Source organism: Epilithonimonas xixisoli (assembly GCF_004365655.1).
GTDB classification, from domain to species: Bacteria; Bacteroidota; Bacteroidia; order Flavobacteriales; family Weeksellaceae; genus Epilithonimonas; species Epilithonimonas xixisoli.
Window position 1 is genome coordinate 427,134 of sequence record NZ_SOEO01000002.1, and the last position, 15,629, is coordinate 442,762.

Annotated in this window: 14 protein-coding genes; 4 read left to right on the forward strand and 10 right to left on the reverse strand. The window is 37.7% G+C overall.

What is annotated here, in order from left to right; all coding sequences use genetic code 11:
* Window positions 1-11: 11 nt before the first annotated feature.
* On the reverse strand, window positions 12-1,262 hold the full coding sequence (gene pepT, locus B0I22_RS09360) for a peptidase T (RefSeq protein WP_133944395.1): 1,251 nt from the start codon (window positions 1,260-1,262) through the stop codon (window positions 12-14).
* Between the two features lie 238 nt (window positions 1,263-1,500).
* Between pepT and B0I22_RS09365 the strand changes: the two genes are divergently transcribed.
* Both B0I22_RS09365 and B0I22_RS09370 read left to right on the forward strand, forming a co-directional pair.
* A complete protein-coding gene (locus tag B0I22_RS09365) occupies window positions 1,501-2,349 on the forward strand; it encodes a hydroxymethylglutaryl-CoA lyase (RefSeq protein WP_133944396.1) in 849 nt (282 codons plus the stop codon).
* Between the two features lie 116 nt (window positions 2,350-2,465).
* Complete coding sequence (locus B0I22_RS09370; RefSeq protein ID WP_133944397.1) at window positions 2,466-2,870, forward strand: OsmC family protein; 405 nt, start codon at window positions 2,466-2,468, stop codon at window positions 2,868-2,870.
* A gap of 30 nt (window positions 2,871-2,900) precedes the next feature.
* On the opposite strand, the gene B0I22_RS09375 is transcribed toward B0I22_RS09370, so the two are convergent.
* The 9 genes from B0I22_RS09375 to B0I22_RS09415 form a co-directional block, all read right to left on the reverse strand.
* Entirely contained in the window at window positions 2,901-3,227 is a 327-nt protein-coding gene (locus B0I22_RS09375) for an SUF system Fe-S cluster assembly protein (RefSeq protein WP_133944398.1), read from the reverse strand.
* An 8-nt stretch (window positions 3,228-3,235) separates the two neighbouring features.
* Window positions 3,236-3,958 carry a vWA domain-containing protein gene (locus B0I22_RS09380; protein ID WP_133944399.1) on the reverse strand — a complete coding sequence of 241 codons (723 nt, stop codon included), beginning with the start codon at window positions 3,956-3,958 and terminating at the stop codon, window positions 3,236-3,238.
* Between the two features lie 28 nt (window positions 3,959-3,986).
* Window positions 3,987-4,679: a 3'-5' exonuclease gene (locus tag B0I22_RS09385; RefSeq protein WP_133944400.1), complete on the reverse strand. Its 693-nt coding sequence runs from the start codon at window positions 4,677-4,679 to the stop codon at window positions 3,987-3,989.
* Window positions 4,680-4,754: 75 nt separating this feature from the next.
* A complete protein-coding gene (locus tag B0I22_RS09390) occupies window positions 4,755-6,089 on the reverse strand; it encodes a quinol:cytochrome C oxidoreductase (RefSeq protein ID WP_133944401.1) in 1,335 nt (444 codons plus the stop codon).
* Window positions 6,090-6,101: 12 nt separating this feature from the next.
* Complete coding sequence (locus tag B0I22_RS09395) at window positions 6,102-6,836, reverse strand: c-type cytochrome (RefSeq protein ID WP_133944402.1); 735 nt, start codon at window positions 6,834-6,836, stop codon at window positions 6,102-6,104.
* On the reverse strand, window positions 6,829-7,350 hold the full coding sequence (locus B0I22_RS09400; protein WP_133944403.1) for a DUF3341 domain-containing protein: 522 nt from the start codon (window positions 7,348-7,350) through the stop codon (window positions 6,829-6,831). The genes B0I22_RS09395 and B0I22_RS09400 overlap by 8 nt, the downstream gene beginning before the upstream one ends.
* A complete protein-coding gene (gene nrfD / locus B0I22_RS09405; RefSeq protein ID WP_133944404.1) occupies window positions 7,337-8,734 on the reverse strand; it encodes an NrfD/PsrC family molybdoenzyme membrane anchor subunit in 1,398 nt (465 codons plus the stop codon). Before nrfD ends, B0I22_RS09400 begins: the two co-directional genes overlap by 14 nt.
* A gap of 7 nt (window positions 8,735-8,741) precedes the next feature.
* Window positions 8,742-11,801 carry a TAT-variant-translocated molybdopterin oxidoreductase gene (locus tag B0I22_RS09410; protein WP_133944405.1) on the reverse strand — a complete coding sequence of 1,020 codons (3,060 nt, stop codon included), beginning with the start codon at window positions 11,799-11,801 and terminating at the stop codon, window positions 8,742-8,744.
* 21 nt (window positions 11,802-11,822) lie between these two features.
* Entirely contained in the window at window positions 11,823-13,193 is a 1,371-nt protein-coding gene (locus B0I22_RS09415; RefSeq protein WP_133944406.1) for a c-type cytochrome, read from the reverse strand.
* Between the two features lie 188 nt (window positions 13,194-13,381).
* On the opposite strand from B0I22_RS09415, the gene B0I22_RS09420 reads away from it, so the two are divergent.
* Window positions 13,382-13,891, forward strand: a complete 510-nt coding sequence (locus tag B0I22_RS09420) for an SPOR domain-containing protein (RefSeq protein WP_133944407.1) — start codon at window positions 13,382-13,384, stop codon at window positions 13,889-13,891.
* A 121-nt stretch (window positions 13,892-14,012) separates the two neighbouring features.
* Window positions 14,013-15,605 (forward strand): tetratricopeptide repeat protein, encoded by a 1,593-nt coding sequence (locus B0I22_RS09425; protein ID WP_133944408.1) that lies wholly within the window; start codon window positions 14,013-14,015, stop codon window positions 15,603-15,605.
* Window positions 15,606-15,629 lie beyond the last annotated feature (24 nt).

The window sequence follows — 15,629 nt, forward strand, 5'->3', positions numbered from 1 at the left end:
TAATGAATCAATTACTTTACCAATTGTGAAATATGAACAATTACGCTCACGGCAGCGATCATACTTTCCAAAGGTACAAATTCGTACGGACCGTGGAAATTGTGTCCGCCAGCGAAGATATTCGGGCAAGGCAATCCCATATAAGATAGCTGTGCGCCGTCTGTTCCGCCACGGATGGCTTTTATTTTCGGAGCTATTCCTGCGTTTTTCATTGCTTGTTCAGCAATATCAACGATGTGCATTTTGCCTTCAAATTGTTTTTTCATATTGAGATATTGCGGTTTGATTTCTATCTCAGCCGTATTCTCTCCATATTTTTGGTTGATTGCTTCTACTTTTTCAGCAATCAGTTTTTTTCTATCTTCAAATTTCTGGTCGTCGTGGTCACGGATGATGTACTGCAGTTTAGCTTCGGAAACATCACCTTCAAAATCTGTTAGATGGAAGAAACCTTCGAAACCTTTTGTGGTTGCTGGCGTTTCATTTTCCGGAAGTGAATTGATGAACTCTGAAGCCACCAATCCTGCATTTAGCATTTTACCGAATGAATAACCTGGATGAACAGACAATCCGTGAATTTTAATTACTGCTCCAGCAGCGTTAAAGTTTTCATATTCTAACTCGCCAATTTCGCCACCGTCCATTGTGTAAGCCCATTCTGCACCGAATTTTTCTACATCGAAATGATGAGCGCCTCTTCCAATTTCCTCATCTGGATTGAAACCGATAGAAATTCGTCCGTGTTTGATTTGAGGATTTGCTAAAAGAAATTCTGCTGCGGTTACAATTTCTGCAACGCCAGCTTTGTCGTCAGCACTCAATAATGTTGTCCCATCTGTTGTGATGATGGTTTGTCCTATGTATTTTTTTAAAGCTTCGAATTTGGTTGAAGATAAAGTAAATCCTGTTTCTTTGTTCAATAACAAATCTTCGCCGTCATAATTTTCCCAAATCTGAGGATTTACGTTCTCGCCGTTGAAATCTGGTGAAGAATCGTAATGCGCAATGAATCCAACTTGTGGAACTGTTTCCTCAATATTGGAAGGAATGAATCCAAAAACATAGCCCTTTTCATCAATACTAACATCTTCCAAACCGAGTTCCTGCAATTCTTTGTGAAGGTAATTCGCAATGTCCCACTGTCTTTCTGTTGAAGGCGTAGTCTCACTTTCTGCGTCGCTGGTTGAAAATATCTTGATGTACGTGATGAATCTGCTTAGGAGTTTTTCTTTCCAAACTCCGTCCAATTGGATGTTTTCCATATAATTTGCTATATCTGCGCAAAGTTATATATTTATGGAGTGAACAACAAACAATTCGGGGTTAGAGTTAATCTATGATTGATAACTGATAAATGATGATTGATTGTTGAAAGATGTAGCAAATCGTCACCGCAGCCCGACTTGAACGGAAATCCTTTTTTGTGGCTGGAAAAGCTAGGCAAAAAGATTGGGAGTGGAAGGCGGAAAAGCTGCCCAAATTAAATTTAAAAATACATAAATGTTCTTAACCGAATGTCCTAGAGACGCGATGCAAGGCTGGGGAGAAATGATTCCTACGCAAACGAAAATAGATTACATCAACAGGCTGATGGAAGTCGGTTTTGATGTGCTGGATTGCGGAAGCTTTGTGAACCCGAAAACGATGCCTCAAATGGCGGATTCTGGAACTGTGCTGGACGAGATTGACAAATCGCTTTCCAACACAAAACTGTCTGTGGTGGTTGCGAATCTGCGTGGTGCCGAAAAAGCTTTGAGCCACGAACAAGTGGATATTGTAGGTTTTCCATTTTCTATTTCGGAAACTTTTCAGCATCGGAATACCAATAAAAGTCGTGAAGAAGCTTTCTCAGAAGTGGTGAAAATCTACGAATTGGCAAAGTCTGAAAGCCGACAACTGAATCTTTATTTCTCTATGGCGTTTGGGAATCCTTATGGTGAAAGCTGGAAATGGGAAGATGTGGATTTTTGGGCGAAACGTTTTGAAGAGGTTGGAATCAAGGATATTTTACTTTCTGATACAACTGGGGTTGGAAATGTGGAGAAGATTTCGCTTTTGTTCAACAAAATTCCTTCAAAATATCCCGAAATCAATTTTGGGGCGCATTTTCATAACCGATACGAGGATTCTTACATCAAACTGAAAGCGGCTTATGATGAAGGTTGCAGAAGATTTGATAGCGCGATAAAAGGAATTGGCGGTTGTCCGATGGCGAAGGATGATTTGGTTGGAAATATGCCGACGGAGAAGGTTTTTACTTTTATGTCATCGGAAAAGATTGATATTCATCAGAATCTGCTTCATTTTGAAAGTGCTTACAATATGGCGAAGGATATTTTTCATTTTTAAATTCCTTTATTACGCCTATTTTTTATCATATTTTAATAATTATTAATGTAAGAAATTTAAAAATCAAAAAAATGATGTAAATTTATTACAGAAAAAACAAATAAAAACTATCGGTTATGACTTCAAAAACGACTTATGTAGGAGAAAATAGGATTGATTCTTTGCACGAAAGCTCTGGTGATATTTTCACATCATATATTCCTACCAATGATTTCAGTGTGCGCGAACACTTTTCTCCAACGGACATTTTTGCTACAGCTTTAGCACAAAGTATTTTTGCTCATTTGTTTGTATTGGCGAAAGATAGAAATATTGACATCACGGGTGCGACTTGCGATTTGAAAAAAACAATGTACTTCGAACCAAGAAGAATTGGTGAGCTTTTCTGTATTTTCAAATTTCCACATTCTTATACTCAAGAGGAAACTGCTTTCATAGAAGAAACGGCTAAAAATTCTCCGGTTTACCTCAGTTTACATCCAGACATCAAGAAAATATTTATTTTCGAATATCAAAACTAAAACAAAAATCCTGCGAGTTGCAGGATTTTTTTATAACATACCAAGCTCGAACTTGGCTTCTTCGCTCATCATTTCTTTGGTCCAGGTTGGCTCAAAGGTGAGGTCTATCTTCGCAGATTTCACACCTTCTACGCTTCGTACCTTCTCCTCCACTTCCATTGGCAAGGATTCTGCAACTGGGCAGTTTGGAGACGTCAAAGTCATTATCACTAATACTTCTCCTTCTTCGGAGATTTGAACATCGTAAATCAACCCTAATTCGTAGATGTCAACGGGAATCTCCGGGTCAAAAATTGTTTTTAATTCTTTGATAATTTCTTCACCAATATCTGCAATTTGGTCGTCTGTATATTTCATTTTAATTTTTAAGATTTATTATTGTTGTAAAAAGACACTATATTAAATTCATTTAACTCATTATTGTTATATATTCTTTTAAATGCACCCTTTGTTTTTTGTGCTAATTGTGAGAAAATAGTATCAACTTTTGGAGATTTCAATTCAACAAACAATAAGTTTCCATTTTTGTCTTTATTAACCGGTGGATTGTACAAATCATCCTTCGCAAGGATTAACACATTGGTCTTAAGGCTCTTCTCTTGTAGAGTTTCAATAGGTACTCTGTTCTCTTTTTTTGAATCAACCTCATTATAAGTTCCATCTGTAAACAAGAAAATAGATTTACTTTTTACTTTTCCCAGAACTTCAATTCCCTTTTGAAAGGCACCATTGAAGCTCGTTCCATCGCCAAGTTTTTCATAGGTCTTTTCATTTACATTTTTAAGGCCTGCAAGTAATTTATTTCTATCATTTGTAAGTGGCGAAACCACCATTGAGTTTTTGGAATAAACGATTATTGAGATATAATCATTCTCTTTTTTAGAATTAATGATTGCATCTACCATTTTCTTTATTCGCTCAAGTCTATTTGGTTTGAATTCTATTGATAACATTGAGGCCGAAGCATCAATTATAAAAACAGAATTTGATGCGGGTTCTATTTTTCGCTGCACTTCCTTTGCAAGTGTCAGCTTTTCTTTACAACCTAAAGTTAAAATCAACAAAATTAAAAAGATAAATTTATTCATTTTTATGTTCAAATCTCGAAAGTAAAAATCAATATCTCTGTAATAAATCTTCCTGACGCATCCGCCTGAAAATATTTGCCAAAGTTAAGACATCTTTTTCACAATAATGAATGATTCTGTCTATATCGCCGTCTTTGTAGTATATATCGGCAACCATACTTCCATCGATATCGTCTTTCGGTGTTGGGATTCCGAAAATGTGAGCCAGTAATTCAAGCGAGACATAACTTTTCCAATCGCCAAATTTCCAAAGTTCCATCGTATCGATATGCGGAATTTCCCAAGGTTTCTTACCGAACATTTGAAATGGAATCGGTGGTTGAATCCCGTGAACCAAAAGTCGCCTTGCGATGTAAGGGAAATCGAATTCTTTTCCGTTGTGCGCGCAAAGAATTACATTGTTCATTCTAGGCGCATTGAACAATTCACAAAATTCTATTAACAAGCTCTTTTCTTCTCCTGAAAATGTTTTGATTTTAAGCTTTCCAGAATTGCTATCAATCATTCCGATGGAAATGCAAATAATCATTCCGAATTCTGCCATTATGCCAGCTCGTTGTTCGTAAAACTCGGAAGCTTCAATTTCATCTTTTCTTTGAGATTTGGTTTTCTTATCCCAAAGATATTGGGTGGTTGGATCAAGATTGTTCCAAGTGTCAATTTGTGGAACCGTTTCTATATCGAGGAAAAGAATATTTTCAATTGGAAGTTTGTGGATCATTTGTTTTTTTTCTTTAAAATTAATAAAAAACCCAACATTGCTGCTGGGTTTTATATTTATTGATTCTAATATTAATTAGAATGGATATTCGTAAATCTCTGACTCGTGGTAGAATGGATTTCCAGTTGGCATCAATTTCAGTTTTGACAAAGTTGTCATAACAACTAAAACAAATGCACCTACAATGAAGATAAAAGATCCTGTTACGAGCAAAGCCATTGGTAGATTGTTCCAGTAAGGACCAACTGTTCCAGGCATTACCATATTGAAGTAATCTAGAGCGTGACCCAAAATTACAAGACAAGCCATAAATGTAACGACTTTGTAATTTCTCTTGATGCTACTACTTACCAATACCAACAATGGTACAAGGAAGTTGATAATCAACATTGGTAAAAATACCGGTCCATAATACTCAAATCTACCAAAGAAGTAGTTAACTTCCTCTGGAACGTTTGCATACCAATATAGCATAAACTGAGAGAACCAAAGGTAACTCCATAATAAGCTGGTGGCAAACAAGAACTTACCAAGATCGTGTAGGTGGTTATTATTAAACTGAGGATAAACGCCTTTTTTCTTAATATAAACACTTACTAAAATGATACAAGCCACAGCAGATGACAAACAACTAACCATTGAATACCAAATGTAAAGTGTAGAATACCAGTGTGGATCAATAGACATCAACCAATCCCAAGCCCAAGCTGCAGATGCAAACCCAAAGAATGCGATGTAACCAATATTCCAGCTGTAAAGGCTAGCGTAGATCTTTCTGTTTCCTTTGTTCTCATCTACTTTTCTAGATAGACTTTTCAATTTCCAAACAAAGAAAGAAGCTCCAATAACATAGATAAGCGTTCTAACAGCATAGAAAGGAATATTCAAGAATTTTTTCTTCTCGTACAAAATCACATCGAATTCCGGAGAATTTGGATCTGTCAATTCTGGATCCATCCAATGGAAAAGATGTCCTGCGTGAGTAATATTAAGAATCATAATGATTACCAACAATCCTCCTGCATAAGGTATGAATGAAGCTACAGCCTCCATCACTCTTGTTACAATTATAGACCAACCTGCGTGAGCCGCATGCTGAATACTGTAGAAAAACAAAGCACAACAGCTGATTCCAAAAAAGAATACTGCAAATGTGTGAATGGATGCTAATGGCGCATTGTGAATTTGATGTTTTGCGTGCTCCAAATGAGCATTGTGATCCTGAGGTCCTACTAACTCGCTGGAGTGAGAAGGCGTTTCGTGACCGTTGGAATGAACAGACTCCATCCAATGATTAATTGTAGCATCATCTAACCCGTGGTTAAGAGCATAACCAATCCCGAATAAAACAACTCCTACAACAATCAGTATGATAGAATACAATTTTAATTTAGGTGAAAAACTATACATTTTTTTCTTTTTTTATTTAGCATTGGTTTTAGCTTCCGTTGCAGAGGCATTAGAAGTTTTCTCTGTCGTCGCTGTAGCATCAGTAGCTGGAGTTGCCGCTGCTGCCGTAGCTGCACTTGGCGCTTTGAAAGTATTATAAACATACAAAGCCACTCTCCATCTGTCTCCTACAGTCAATTGTCCTGCATACGATCCCATCGCATTTCTACCATTTGTTAAAACATAGTGGATAGAACCAATTGTGATTTCTCTGTCTGCATATTTAGGAACTCCAGAATAAGCACCGCTCAGCACGATAGGACCTTGCCCGTCTCCGCCAGTACCGTGACAAGCTGAACAAGTTTTATCATACAAAGACTTACCTCTAGCTAAATCTTTCTCAAGGTTCTCAGCTTTCAAAGGTGAAGCAGTCATCGCTTTTGAAGCTTCATAACCAGCATTGTACTCATCTATATTTTTTGGTAAAGACTCCTCACTTACGATTCCATCATAATTTTGAGGTACAGTTCCTTGTACAGGAGAAAGTCCAGTTGCACCATTGTGAGCAACGAATGCAGGAATTTCATTTTCATGATCGGAATAAGCATCCTTAGCTTTCATCAAAGGATCATAAGCTACAGGAAAATACATATCCGGAAAATATACCAAAGGTGGATTGTCTTTTGGACCACCGCAAGAATTCAGTAAAACAGTAGTTAAACCAAAGATTGCCGTAATTTTTAATATACTATTCTTCATCTTAAGCATCTTTAACTGTTATTTCTTCAACACCTGTATCAATCAACAGTTGTTTAATAGTTTCAACATCGTCAGAAACAAACTCCATCATAAACTTGTCATCCGTAGTTCTAGGATCTGGATTCTGAGGTTTTGCTCCCGGATACATTTTGTTTCTTACAAGAAAAGTAAGAGACATCAAATGCGCAGAACAGAAAACCATCAATTCAAACATTGGATCGATGAAAGCCGGGAAGTTATTAATCCAACTGAATGAAGGTTTACCTCCGATGTTCTGAGGCCAGTCGTGATTCATAATATAAGCTGTCAAAGTAATTCCAATAGTAACTCCGTAGCAAGCATAGATGAATGCTGCATCCGAAATTCTGGTTTTTTTCAAGCCAAGTGCTTTATCTAATCCGTGAACAGGGAAAGGCGTATACACTTCGTTTATACTGATTCCTTTATCCGTAAAGGCTTTCACGCCGTGCATCAAATCATCGTCGTCGCCGTAAAGTCCATATATAATTTTAGTGGTGCTCATCTCCTTCTTTTGCTTTATAAGTTTCACCTGAGATTTTCAAAATACTCTTCAATTCCGCCTGTGCAATTACAGGGAAAGTTCTTGCATATAAAAGGAATAATACTCCGAAGAATCCAATTGTTCCAAGATATACTCCCACATCAATAATTGTCGGTTTAAACATCGTCCAAGAAGATGGTAAATAATCTCTTGACAAGTTGATTACGATAATGTCAAAACGCTCAAACCACATCCCGATGTTGATAATCAATGCAATAATGAATGTCCAGAAGATATTAGTTCTCACTTTCTTGAACCAGAATGCTGCTGGCACAACTAAGTTACAAATAATCAATGCCCAGAATGCCCACCAGTAAGGACCAGTTGCTGCTCCTGGAGATAGATAGGTAAAATCTTCATATCTTGATCCGGAATACCATCCGATAAAATATTCTGTTGCGTAAGCTACCGTTACCATCCCTCCAGTTACAACGATTACGATGTTCATAATTTCGATATGATACATTGTGATGTAATCTTCCAAGTGACAAACTTTTCTAGCAACCAACAATAGCGTTTGTACCATTGCAAATCCTGAGAAAATAGCTCCTGCTACGAAGTAAGGTGGATAAATGGTTGAGTGCCATCCTTTAATTACCGACGTCGCAAAGTCAAATGATACCGTGGTGTGAACCGAGAATACAAGTGGCGTTGCCAAACCTGCAAGAACCAAAGATAGCTCTTCGAATCTCTGCCAGTGTTTAGCTTTTCCTCCCCATCCGAATGCAAGAAGCGTGTAAATCTTTTTATTAAATGGCGTCTTTGCTCTATCTCTGATCATTGCAAAGTCAGGAATCAATCCCATAAACCAGAATACAACTGATACTGAGAAATAAGTCGAGATTGCAAATACGTCCCAAAGCAATGGTGAGTTGAAGTTTACCCAAAGTGTTCCGAATTGGTTTGGCAAAGGGAAAACCCAATATCCAACCCAAACTCTACCCATGTGAATCACAGGGAAGATAGCTGCCTGACAAACCGCGAAGATCGTCATCGCTTCTGCAGAACGGTTAACGGACATTCTCCATCTTTGTCTAAATAATAATAGTACGGCAGAAATCAATGTTCCGGCGTGACCAATACCTACCCACCAAACGAAATTGGTAATATCCCAACCCCAGTTGATCGTTCTGTTTAGACCCCATGCACCGATTCCGGTTCCGATGGTGTATGCAATACAACCAAATCCATAAACAAACAGAATCAATGATGCATACAATGATGCCCACCATAACTTTCCTGCGCGTTCTTCGATAGGTCTTGCGATATCCTCTGTGATATCGTGATAAGTCTTGTGACCAATAATTAAAGGTTCCCTTATCGGAGCTTCGTAATGTCCTGACATTTTTTACCTATTTATTATTTAAACTTTCTTTTCTGTTTCTAATTTTTGTATGATAGAACACATTTGGTTTTGTACCAATTTCTTCTAACAATACGTACTTTCTGTCGCTGTTGAACAAGCTACGAACTTCTGATTCTACATCATTCATATCTCCAAATTTCATAGCTCCTGTAGAACAAGCAGCAGCACAAGCACAAGATGCCTGGAACTCCGCATCAGTTACTTTTCTACCATCCTTCTTAGCATTCAAGATAGTTAACTGAGTTTCTTGGATACAAAGTGAACATTTCTCCATTACCCCTCTTGTTCTTGTAACAACATCTGGGTTAAGAACCATTCTTCCAAGGTCATTATTCATATTGAAGTCAAATCTGTCGTTCAATGCATAATTGAACCAGTTGAATCTTCTTACTTTATAAGGACAGTTGTTCGCACAATATCTAGTACCGATACATCTGTTGTAAGCCATTTGGTTTTGACCTTGTTTACCGTGAGATGTTGCCGCAACCGGACAAACAGTTTCACAAGGAGCGTGGTTACAGTGCTGACACATAACCGGTTGGAAAATCACATCTGGATTATCCGCTGGGTGATTCAAAATACCTTCTGTGAAAGGACCTCCATAAAGCTGAGCCGCATTAAGGCCTCTATCGATTTGTTCTTTTGTTTCAACTTTTTCTATGGCAGAGTAATAACGGTCAATTCTTAACCAGTACATATCTCTGGACATTCTGATCTCTTCTTTACCAACTACAGCAACGTTGTTCTCAGCTTGACAAGCAATTACACACGCCCCGCAACCCGTACAAGAGTTAAGATCGACTGACAAGTTGAAGTGAGGACCATCTGTATCATCATAAGCATCCCAAAGATCAATCTTCCCAATTGGAAGTTCACCTCCGATGGTGTGCATAGACAATGGTTTATTCCACTCATCTACAGGTTTGTTGATGAAATCCTCAAGAGAAACTTCTTTAGCAATCTCATAACGACCCATCAAAGTGTTTTGAAGCTGCATTCCTGCAAATTCATAATTACTTCCTGTTTTTTCAATTTTTACATTGGTAAGAACTGTGTTGTATCCGTCAAAGATTGGATAAGCGTTGATACCTGTATCCGCTACTTTTCCAGAATCTTTTTTACCATACCCTAAAGCTAGACCTAAAGATCCTTCTGCCTGTCCTGGTTGAATGAATACTGGAACATCTTTCAATGTAACGCCATTCACTGTTAAGCTAACCAAATCACCATCCAACTGCATTCTAGCATTTAAGCTATTTTCAAGACCTAAAGTCTCTGCATCTTTTGGAGAAATAGTTAGATAGTTATCCCAAGACAATCTAGAGATTGGATCTGGCATCTCCATCAACCAAGGGTTGTTAGATTGCGTTCCGTCTCCTATTGCAGATTTGGTATATAATTGTACTTCAAACTGGTTGGATTTGAAAGCTGATAATTCAGCGACAGCCTGAGCTGCATTTCCTCCACTGTAAGACAATCCTGTAGCAAGACCGCCATTAGTAAAACCGTTATAAAGTGTTTTGTTGAAAGTTTTACCACCATTAAGCGTTAAAGCATTAACTTTAAGATAATCGTAGTAATTGTTTGCAGGGCTGTTTTTCCCATTGATCCAAACCAAAAGAGACTCCTCAAGCTGTCTTGATTTGAAAATCTTTTGAATTGTAGGCTGCATCAATGAGTAAGCGCCAGTTTCTGGTGTGATATCTCCCCAAGATTCCAACCAATGTGTCGATGGGACAACTGCTTTGGAAGCTTTGTAGATATCATTTTTCTTATCTGTGATTGCCACAGAGTAAGGCACTTTTGATATCGCTGCTTTTAAAGCTTCACCTTTTGCATGAGAATAAATTGGGTTGATGTTATTGGTAATCAAAACACCAACTTGACCGCCATTCAACCACGATAAAAACTCGTTGAATCTAGCGTTGTCGTATTCTTTAAGGAAATTAGCTTTACCAGTAAAAGCTTTAGATCCTAATTTTTGATTGATTAAATGAGCAAGAACATAAGCTGCTTTTGAACCATCCGCCAAAACAACTGCTTTATCACCTTTTGCCTGAAGTTCTTTTACGATTTCAGTTGCTACTTTATCAGACGTTCCTCCGTTTAACCCGTTATAAACTTCAACCAAAGTTTTGAAAACTGCACTTGGTTTCAATCTGTATCTTGAATCGGCATTAGCACCAGTCAAGCTTAAGTTTGATTCTACCTGAATGTGTCTCAACATATCAGGACCCGGTTTTCTAGCCGCAGCATAAGAAACTTCTAAACTTGCAGCATTATATTCTCCTAAGAAATCTGCATTGAAAGAAACCACTAACTGAGAACTGCTAAGATCATAAACTGGTAATGCTCTTTGTCCGAAAACTTCCTGAGCTGCATCTAAAGCCGCAGCGTAAGGAATTGCATCATAAGTAATCAATTCAGCAGAAGGATATTTTGCTTTGAAATCTCCAAACAACTTTTTGAAAGTTGGGCTTGGGAAAGAGTGAGACAATACTACAATCTTTTTACCACCCGCTTGAGATTCTGCTAAACCTTTTAAAACAAAATCATCGACTTTATCAAAAGAATCTTTTTGCTCCTCTCCGTTCAAAGCTGGATACTTTACTTTATCATTATCATAAAGAGAAAGTACACTTGCCTGAGCTCTAGCATTGGTAGTTCCTAAGGAACCAGCAGCAGGATTCGGATCGATTCTGATAGGACGACCCTCTCTTGTTTTAACTAAAACACTTGAGAAATCGAATCCATCAAAATATGAAGATGCGTAAAAATTTGGGATACCAGGAATGATATCGTGAGGTTTTACAACATAAGGAATTGTTTTGATAACCGGAGCTTCACAAGCTGCTAATGTAACAGCCGCCGTAGAGAAACCTAATATCTTAAGGAAATCTCTACGAGACGTTCCTTCTTTATTAGAATCATCTAAGAATTCTTCAACCGGAATTTCATTCTGGAACTCTTTCAGAGCCAACTTCCCATTCAGGCTTGGATCTTTTAGTTCGTGAATACTTCTGAATTGTATTTTATTTGAAGCCATTTATACTTCTAATTTTTGTTATTAATAATGACATTTACCACACTCAAGACCTCCAATTGCATCTACAGTGATCTTACTTCCTTCACCGTATTGTTTTTTCAACTTATCATGCAGATTTTTGAAGTATTCTTTATTATAACCGTTGTTCATATCTACTTCTGTAGTTCTGTGACAGTCTATACACCAACCCATTGTGAAGTTGTTTGCCATCTGAACCACGTTCATTGTATCAATTTTTCCGTGACAAGCTTTACAAACCACATCAATCTTATTAGCCGGATCTTTCTGCTTCGCATTGAATCCGTTGATGATTGTCTGCTCGCCAGCAACAACGTGTTGAGAGTGATTGAAATATACGAAATCTGGCATATTGTGAATCCTCGTCCACTCTACAGGTTCTGTTTTACCAGTATAAGCCTGCTTGGACTCATCCCATCCTGCGTGAGCGTAAAGCGTTTTGATTTGATTTGTATAGAATTCTCTGTCTTTTCCAGGCTCGATGTATTTACCTTTATATTCAGAAATAGATCTATGACAGTTCATACAAACGTTGAGAGAAGGAATTTCGGATACTTTACCATACTTCGCACCGGAGTGACAAAGCTGACAGTCGATTTTGTTTTCACCAGCGTGAATCTTATGAGAGAAATAAATTGGCTGCTCAGGAGCATATCCTTTGTAAACACCAACCCACATCAGCCAGTTCCAAACGCCGTATAATGCAAACAATGCCAATAATGCCACAACACCTTTTCCTACATAGCTGTACTTCTCGTACATCGCAGAGAAATTAGTAACTCTAGTTGTATTAAGCTCTGACAACTCTGGAGTTTGCTGCAATTTTACTAATTGTCGAATTTTCAACAACAACCAAAACAACAAACCAGCAATTGCAATCAATGCTGCAATTACGATTTTAGAATTAAGTTCTTGTGCTTTTTGAGCCTCGATAGCTGCAGTACTGTTTGCTCCTGCATCACCAGAGGCAGCATCGGCAACTACTTCTTCTGCAGGTGGATCTGTGGTGTAAGCCAAGATATCATCGATATCCGTATCCGATAAATTTGGAAACGCAAGCATTTCGGTTTTGTTGAATTTCTCAAAAACCTCGTTTGCATACTTATCTCCAGATTCTCTTAAAGCCTTGTTGTCTTTAATCCATTTGTGAAGCCAATCTGTATCAAGATTTTGCTCTGTTTTCAATCTGTCGACAACGCCACCAAGCGCCGGTCCAATAACCTGTTTATCCAGTGTGTGACAAGCTGTACAATTTGCTTTGAACAACTCTTGCCCCTTCTTTGGATCGCCTTGTGCATAAACAGAAGCGCCGGTTGACAGCAATAAACTAATTGCTATCAGACCCTTTTTGTAATGCTTTCTCCAACTAATCATTTATATAATCTTGGGTTAGTAAAATTGTATTGACTATACATTCAATTCCGCAAAAATAGCACTTTAACAAAAATTAAGACGACCTTATCGGGTGGTTTTTGTCAATTCTAATTAATTTGTAATTGTTCTAAATAACATCGTTTGCGTTTCATCCAATTTATTTTAAATTTGCTAAAAATAAATATTAAATGAATAATTTGCTTAAGCTTTTCATAATCGCAACGGTGTTCTCTTTTTACCAAATTGATGCTCAATACGTTGTAAAGAAAGACACGCTCTCTGGAACCGAGCTTTCCTTCGCCTTAGACGAACGTGTAAATGACGCATTAGAAAAGATAGAAGACAAATGCGACAGAAATGCCAGTGCTCCGGTAAAAGTTCCGCCAAAGGTTTTGGTCGCCAACCGAGAGCTTACAAATGCTGAGATTTGCAGGAAAAACCCCAAAATTATGGGCTACAAGATTCAAGTTGTCATTGTAAAAAGCAATGAGGAGGCAACCAAAATAAGCACAGAGTTCAGAAATAATTTCCGAAACCTGAAAGTGGAGAAAGATGCGTCGCTAAGACCAAATTATAAAATATTAGCCGGAAGTTACTTCTCTTCCCAAAGTGCGTCGGACGATCTTCGAAACATCAAAAAAGTTTATCCATCTGCCAGAGTCATTCCTTACGCTGTGTTCTGTGTGGAGGCGAAATAGAAAACAATACATCAACCGGATTCAGTTCCGGTTTTTTTATGCCCAAATGGAAATACAACGCTTCATCAAATCAATTATTTAAATTAATTTTACTTTATAATTATTCCTCGCTTATATTCTTATGAAGTTTCTGTTTGCTCTCATTACGCTTCTTTCGGTATTACAAAGTGATACTTCCACAAAACATTGTGATGAGCTGATAGCAAAAGGAATCGACGCTTTGCACAAGAAGGAACACACCACGTCACTGAAACTTCTCACTGAAGCCAAGAAACTATCTGAGCAGAATAATTGGTACGAACAGCAATTCATCGCCACGAATTGCATTGGTCTTAATTATTATCAAATGCTGGATTACAGCGAAGCTCTGGATTATTACTTGGAAGCTTACACCATTGCTTTGAAACATCTGAACAGCGACCGAGAAATGACGGTTCTGAACAACATTTCGCTCGTATATCTAAGACAAGGCAAACGCAAAGAATCGCAAAAACATCAAAAAAGAGCTTACGATTTGGCGGTTGCAAACAAAGACAGCGTTCGGATTGCTTTGTATGCAGGAAATCTCACCGACCTTTTCAACCTTGAAAATAATTTGGAGAAGTCGTCTTACTACATTTCTGTGGCAAGACCAATGGCAAAGGATAACGTTTATGTTCAAAGAACGCTGGACGTTGCTGATGCAAAAAATTTCTTCGCAAAAAAGGATTACGACAAAACCATCAATATTCTAAATCCCCTGCTCGACAAGCTAAACACACCAGAATACAACGACCACAAAATCTCGGCATTGCTAATGTTGTCCAAAGTTTACGAAGAACAGAAAAATCCTGAATTGGGACTTTCATTACTGAAACAAGCTCAGAAAGAAAACCTCAATTACAGCAATCTTCCGGAGATTTTCAATAGATATTCTGACAGTTATTTTTCTAAAGGAAATTTTCAAAAAGCCATTGAATACAAAGATTCCATTTTTGCTGTGAAAGATTCTCTGAATGCGATACAGAACCAAGCAATGTATCAAAACAGTGAGATCAAAATGAAACTTCAAGATTCTCAAAAAGAATTGACGAATGAGAAAAAATTAAAGTTCTACATCCTCGGATTTTGGATTGCCGTTGTTGCTTTGATTCTTTGGCTGTTCCGAGGTTACCTTTTGAAAAACAGACAAAAAAGAAGACTTGCTGAGAGCAATGAGAAAATCATTGCATTGGAACTTAAGAATAAGGAAAACTACACTTTGCTCCTTGAAAAACAAATCAAGGAGAAAGAAACCGACGCCCTTCTGGAAAAAGAAAAACTGAAAAACGAACTTGAAAATAAAAATCGTAAAATAGTGGCCAACGCCATTCATCTTGCTCAGAGAAATGACAAGATTGAAGATTACATTCAACGGTTGAAGGAGCGTCCGGAAATGTTGACAAATCCTTTGCTCGCAAAACAACTCGATCAATTGAAAGAAGTTCTCTCCAAAGAAGACAACAGCGATGATTTCCTCAATCACTTTCAAGAAATCAACAGCAAATTCATCACATCATTAAAAGAAAAACATAACGACTTGACTTTGAATGACATCCGATATATTTCCTACATCTATATGAATCTTTCGACAAAAGAGATTGCATCCAACTTCAACATCACGATAGAAGCGTGCAGAAAACGAAAAGAAAGAATCTCCAAAAAACTGAATCTCGAAAATTCCAACGATTTATAGGCTTATTTATCAAGCATATAGAGA

Excerpts from the sequence above, each read along its gene's own strand:
- pepT (WP_133944395.1), bottom strand. The coding sequence starts at position 1,262 with ATGGAAAACATCCAATTGGACGGAGTTTGGAAAGAAAAACTCCTAAGC.
- B0I22_RS09365 (WP_133944396.1), top strand. The coding sequence starts at position 1,501 with ATGTTCTTAACCGAATGTCCTAGAGACGCGATGCAAGGCTGGGGAGAA.
- B0I22_RS09370 (WP_133944397.1), top strand. The coding sequence starts at position 2,466 with ATGACTTCAAAAACGACTTATGTAGGAGAAAATAGGATTGATTCTTTG.
- B0I22_RS09375 (WP_133944398.1), bottom strand. The coding sequence starts at position 3,227 with ATGAAATATACAGACGACCAAATTGCAGATATTGGTGAAGAAATTATC.
- B0I22_RS09380 (WP_133944399.1), bottom strand. The coding sequence starts at position 3,958 with ATGAATAAATTTATCTTTTTAATTTTGTTGATTTTAACTTTAGGTTGT.
- B0I22_RS09385 (WP_133944400.1), bottom strand. The coding sequence starts at position 4,679 with ATGATCCACAAACTTCCAATTGAAAATATTCTTTTCCTCGATATAGAA.
- B0I22_RS09390 (WP_133944401.1), bottom strand. The coding sequence starts at position 6,089 with ATGTATAGTTTTTCACCTAAATTAAAATTGTATTCTATCATACTGATT.
- B0I22_RS09395 (WP_133944402.1), bottom strand. The coding sequence starts at position 6,836 with ATGCTTAAGATGAAGAATAGTATATTAAAAATTACGGCAATCTTTGGT.
- B0I22_RS09400 (WP_133944403.1), bottom strand. The coding sequence starts at position 7,350 with ATGAGCACCACTAAAATTATATATGGACTTTACGGCGACGACGATGAT.
- nrfD (WP_133944404.1), bottom strand. The coding sequence starts at position 8,734 with ATGTCAGGACATTACGAAGCTCCGATAAGGGAACCTTTAATTATTGGT.
- B0I22_RS09410 (WP_133944405.1), bottom strand. The coding sequence starts at position 11,801 with ATGGCTTCAAATAAAATACAATTCAGAAGTATTCACGAACTAAAAGAT.
- B0I22_RS09415 (WP_133944406.1), bottom strand. The coding sequence starts at position 13,193 with ATGATTAGTTGGAGAAAGCATTACAAAAAGGGTCTGATAGCAATTAGT.
- B0I22_RS09420 (WP_133944407.1), top strand. The coding sequence starts at position 13,382 with ATGAATAATTTGCTTAAGCTTTTCATAATCGCAACGGTGTTCTCTTTT.
- B0I22_RS09425 (WP_133944408.1), top strand. The coding sequence starts at position 14,013 with ATGAAGTTTCTGTTTGCTCTCATTACGCTTCTTTCGGTATTACAAAGT.